4 protein-coding genes are annotated in these 4,840 nt (G+C 71.1%); all 4 read right to left on the reverse strand.

The annotated features are described in order from the left end of the window. Positions 1-683 (reverse strand): LysR family transcriptional regulator (locus ACTS11_RS07665; protein ID WP_442639736.1); only part of this gene is annotated, 683 nt, incomplete at its 3' end. Between the two features lie 229 nt (positions 684-912). Continuing rightward, a complete protein-coding gene (locus tag ACTS11_RS07670; protein WP_442639737.1) occupies positions 913-3,384 on the reverse strand; it encodes a penicillin acylase family protein in 2,472 nt (823 codons plus the stop codon). A gap of 77 nt (positions 3,385-3,461) precedes the next feature. After that, complete coding sequence (locus tag ACTS11_RS07675; protein ID WP_442639738.1) at positions 3,462-4,019, reverse strand: YSC84-related protein; 558 nt, start codon at positions 4,017-4,019, stop codon at positions 3,462-3,464. 169 nt (positions 4,020-4,188) lie between these two features. After that, a partial coding sequence (gene hemB, locus ACTS11_RS07680) for a porphobilinogen synthase (protein WP_442639739.1) occupies positions 4,189-4,840 on the reverse strand: 652 nt, incomplete at its 5' end.

Here is a 4,840-nt window from a genome sequence, read left to right on the forward strand (position 1 = left end):
TCGCCCGCGAAGACCGGAAGGACGATCCGCCCGACGCCCGCGCGCGCCAGCTCCAGCATCAGGCGCGGATCGTTCGCGGTGGTCACGATGCCCGCGCCATGGACCTCGCGCACCCAGCGGGCCGAGGGTGTTCCGGCCGCGTCTTCGGAGGCGCCGATCCATCCCTCGACCTCCGGACCGGAGGCATAGACGGCGTAGTCCACGATGCCGGTGCGGCGCCCCGCGAGCCAGGCCTGCTCGGGCCGCCGGTTGCGGATGCCGATGTCGATCTCGCGGCGCGCGATGTCCATGTCGCGGTTGCCCTCGACGAATTCCGGCACCCAGTCGGACGCAGGCGACCAGTAGCCGGGCAGGTGCCGCGCGAGGTGGCGCGCGGTCCAGGTTCCGGCCGAGATGCGCACGCGCACCGGCCCGTCCCGCGCCGCGCGCCATTCCGAGATGTCGGCGGCCGCCCGCTCCATCCGCCCGGCGAGATCGAGCAGCGCCCGCCCCTCCGCCGTCAGGGCATAGCCGAGCGCGCCGTGGTGGAAGAGCCTGCGCGCCAGCCGCGCCTCCAGCGCCTTCATCCGGCGCGACAGGGTCGCCGGGCTCGACCCGCTGCGCTCCGCCGCCGCCGTCAGCGTGCCCGCCCGCGCCACGGCGGCGAAGAGGATGAGGTCGTCCCAGGAGAGGACGTTTTTCATTTCCGAAAACCCGGTTGCGATCTTCGCTGTCGAAGGCGGCGGGGCGCCGGTGCATTTTCGGGCCGCAACCATAGATCAAGGAACCACGTTATGCGAGACCGTCCCCGCATGAGGCCGCCCCCGCCGCCGCAGGGCGAATACGATCACGAACAGCGCCGCTTTGCGGAAATGATCGCGGAGGAGCGCGTGCGAAGACGATCGCAGCGCTGGCGCGCGCTGCGCCGGTGGCTCACCGGGGGGTGAGCACGGTGATCCCGATGTTGCCGGCCCGCGCAAGCTCGGGGTCGAGCGTCATCGGGACGTATTCGCCCCGCCGCCACAGCTCGCCCAGGTCATCGTAGTGGCGGCTGAGCGGGTGGCCGGACTGGCCGGTGGCGATCACGAAGACCGAGCTGTCGGGATCGGCGAAGTCGTAGACGCCCCGGTAGCCCGCCGCGTGGGTGTTGGCGTAGGGGTCCGGCCCGTCGCCCGGCGTCGCGCCGCGCTGGAGCGTGAAGTCGCCGCCCGAGGTCGGCTGCCGGATGTTCACGAGCCAGGACATGAGCCGCGTCTCGCCGAGGACGGGATGATCGTGCTGCGCCTCGTGCGCCGCGCCCCAGCGCCAGCTTTCCAGATCATCGCCGTAGCGCTCGGCCAATTCCTGCAGCGCGTCGTCGAGCGCGCGGCGGGCGATCTCGGTGCAGTCCTCGTCGGCGGTCGAGCGCGCCACGTCGCACCATTCGGCGGCGCCGTTCACGTCGCGGAAGACGCGCTCGATGAAGATGGGCTCCACCTGCCAGAACTCGTCGGCCAGCGGCCCGAGCTCGTCACGGATCAGCCGCTGCTGGAGCGCGCGCATCCAGGCGGCGTAGATCAGCGGCTCGGGCAGGTGCTCGTTCATCTCGCCGTTCCACTCGGCCAGCAGCTCCAGCGCCTCCTGCCTGCGGCGGTCGGGCGTGCCCTCGGGCGCGGCCTCCTCGATGAACCAGAGGTCGCGCGCGACGAGCGGCAGGATGTTGCGCGCGGCGGCCGACACGGTGTCGAGCTGCGCCTCCACGAAGCTGTCGCGGGTATGCACCTGCCGGTCCTGCATGAGGCGCGTCAGCCGCGTGATCCGCTGCGTGTCGCCCCAGTCGAAGCTGACGTGCAGGGGGAAATCGCGGTCGACCGTCTTGTTGTTCGTGTTGCCGAGGATGCCGCCCTCGGGATCGACGAAGCGGGGATTGGCGAAGTACTGCGTCACGCCGAGCCAGCGGTTCTCCTCCACCCAGCCGGGAGAGGGCATCCGCGCCTGCGTCTGGTGCTGGGTCGAGCGCCAGGGCATGTGGCCGATCACCTGCATGGCGATGCGCCCGTCCGCGCTGGCCACCATGAGGTTCTGCGAGGGCGCGACGAAGTCCTCGCCGGCGGCCAGCGCCTCCTCGATGGTGCCCGCGCGCATCAGCCTCAGGCCCGTCTGGATCGAGGTGTTGCTGTCGGTCAGCGCGGTCCAGGCCATGCTCATGACGTGGCCGGGCGGCGTCACGGTGGCGAAGTCGAAATGGCTGCCCGGGATCACCGGCCCGTTCGTCGTGGTGCGGAGCGTGATCGTCACCGGCGCCTCGCCCGCGACCTCGATGATCTCGCGGCGCGTCCCGAAGGGCGCCCAGCCGTCGGGCGTGCGGTATTCCTCGGGGTTTTCGGGGTTCACCTCCTCGACGTAGAGGTCGATGTCGTCGAGGTAGGAGGAGGTGAGCCCCCACGCGAGGCGGTCGTTGCGGCCGGCGAGGATCATCGGCATTCCGGGGATCGTGCCGCCGATGACGCCGCCGGTCGAAAGCTCGAGCCGCGCGAGATACCAGATCGTCGGCGCGGTCAGTCCAAGGTGCGGGTCGTTGGCGAGGAGTGCGCCGCCCGCCGCCGAGCGCGAGGCGGCGGCCGCGAAGGCATTCGATGCCCCGCCGCGCCCGAGGCCGAGGACGTTCGGATGCAGGGGATGGCGCGGCGTGCCGACCGCCTCGGCGAAGCGGGGCAGGGGCGCGTCGAAGAGGCTGGCGTAATCGGCGAGATCGGCGGTCCCTTCGCCCGGCGCTTCGGGCAGGATGTCCGACAGCCGGTCGGGATCGCCGAGCGCGAGCGAGGTGCGCGCGCGCAGCACCTCCTCCTCGTGGTGGCCGGCGAGCTGGAGCGCCATGATCATCGTGATCGCGACGGAATCGGCCGGCCGCCAGGGCGCGATCTCGGGCTCGAACAGCAGAAGCTCGGGCGCGCCGCGCCCCAGCGCCTCCTCGCCCACGAGGCGGAGCCAGGCGTTCACCCCCGCCGCATAGGCCTCGAGCGCCTCTACCGACTCGGGCTCGAGCGCGGCGACCGAGGCGCGGGCATGCCCGTCGATGTCGAGCCGCCGGAGAAGGTCGTCGATCTGCAACGTCGCGGGCCCGAACAGCTCCGACAGCCGCCCCTGCGCCGTCCGCCGCAACATGAGCATCTGCCACAGCCGGTCCTGCGCATGGGCGAAACCGAGGCCGAAGAACACGTCCGCGTCGGTCTCGCCGAAGATGTGCGGCACGGCGGCGGTGTTGCGCACGATCTCGACCGGTGCCGTGATCCCCTGCACGCTCCAGTCCGCCTCGTAGTCGGGGATCGAGCGCGCGGCGATCCAGCCGAACACGAGTATCGCCGCCACGCTGAGCGCGACGGCGACGGTGACGATCCTCAGAAGCCATCGCAGCAGGAGGGCCATGCAACCTCGGGCGTGGACGATGGCCCCGGTCTACCCGGGCCGGAGGGAATTGCAAGCCGCCCGCTCGGGCGGCGACGTCAGGGAAGGATGCGGGTGTAGCGCGTGCCCTCGAGGGTGGCGCCGACGATCAGCCCGGCCTGCCCGTAGATCACCGCGATGACCGGATCGAGCAGCGCCGTCGTGTCCACGCCGAGCGTCGCGCCCGTGGCGTTCACGGCGTAGCGCACGTCGGCGCCCGCCGACCAGCCGGGCGAATTGCGGAAGTTGCTCAGCGCCTCCTCGGTCATGAAGAAGAGCGTGTGCGAATACTGCTGCGCCCCGATCTGGAGGCCGAAGGAGCCCGATGCGGCCGAGTAGTAGTCGACCGTGGTGCCGTTGATCCGGAGCGCGCCGCGCCCGTAGGAGCCGCCGAAGCCGAAGCCCGCCTCGGTCACCAGCGGCATGACGAGGATGCCCGCCGCATCGCGCATCAGCGTCTCGGTGCCGGGAACCTCCTGCACCATGAAGTTGAGCGCCGCGTCGACGCGGGCGTCGATCCGCTCGCCGCCGCCCGAGTTGAGACCGTTGCCGCATGCCGCGAGAAGCGGGACGGACCCGCCCGCGATCAGGAAGTTGCGCCGCGAAAGCCTGCTCATGGGCCTTGCCTCTCCGTTGTGCCTCGATGCCGTATCCTTGCCCGCGGTCGTTCCGCGCCACGGGCTGATGGCGGGGAGCATACCCCCCCTCGGCGGCAATGTCATCCCGCCAACCACAATTTCTGCGGTTTCCCGCCGACGCGACCGCAAGGCCTTGCGTCGGGTCGGTTCAGCCGTTCAGGGCGCGCGCCACCCGCGGGGCGAAGTAGGTCAGCACCCCGTCGCAGCCCGCCCGGCGGAAGCACATCAGGCTCTCGAGCATGACCTTGTCGCCGTCGATCCAGCCGTTCGCCGCCGCAGCCTGGATCATCGCGTACTCGCCCGAGACCTGGTAGGCGTAGGTCGGCGCGCCGAAGCGGTCCTTCACCTGCCGCACCATGTCGAGATAGGGCTGGCCGGGCTTGACCATCACCATGTCGGCGCCCTCCATGAGGTCGCGCTCGACGCAGCGCAGCGCCTCGAGCCGGTTGGCGGGGTCGATCTGGTAGGTCTTCTTGTCGCCCTTGAGCGCGCCGGAGGCGCCCACCGCATCGCGGAACGGGCCGTAATAGGCCGAAGCGAACTTGGCCGCGTAGGACATGATGGCGACGTTCGTGTGCCGGGCCCCCTCCAGCGCCTGCCGGATCGCGCCGATCCGCCCGTCCATCATGTCGGACGGCCCGAGGATGTCGGCGCCCGCCTCCGCCTGCGCCAGCGCCATGCGGACCAGCGCCTCCACCGTCTCGTCGTTCACGATCACGCCGTCGCGCACGATCCCGTCATGGCCGTTGGCGTTGTAGGGGTCGAGCGCGATGTCGGTCATCACGGCGAGGTCGGGCACC

The organism is Roseicyclus sp. (genome assembly GCF_052168335.1).
In the GTDB taxonomy this organism is placed as follows: domain Bacteria; phylum Pseudomonadota; class Alphaproteobacteria; order Rhodobacterales; family Rhodobacteraceae; genus Roseibacterium.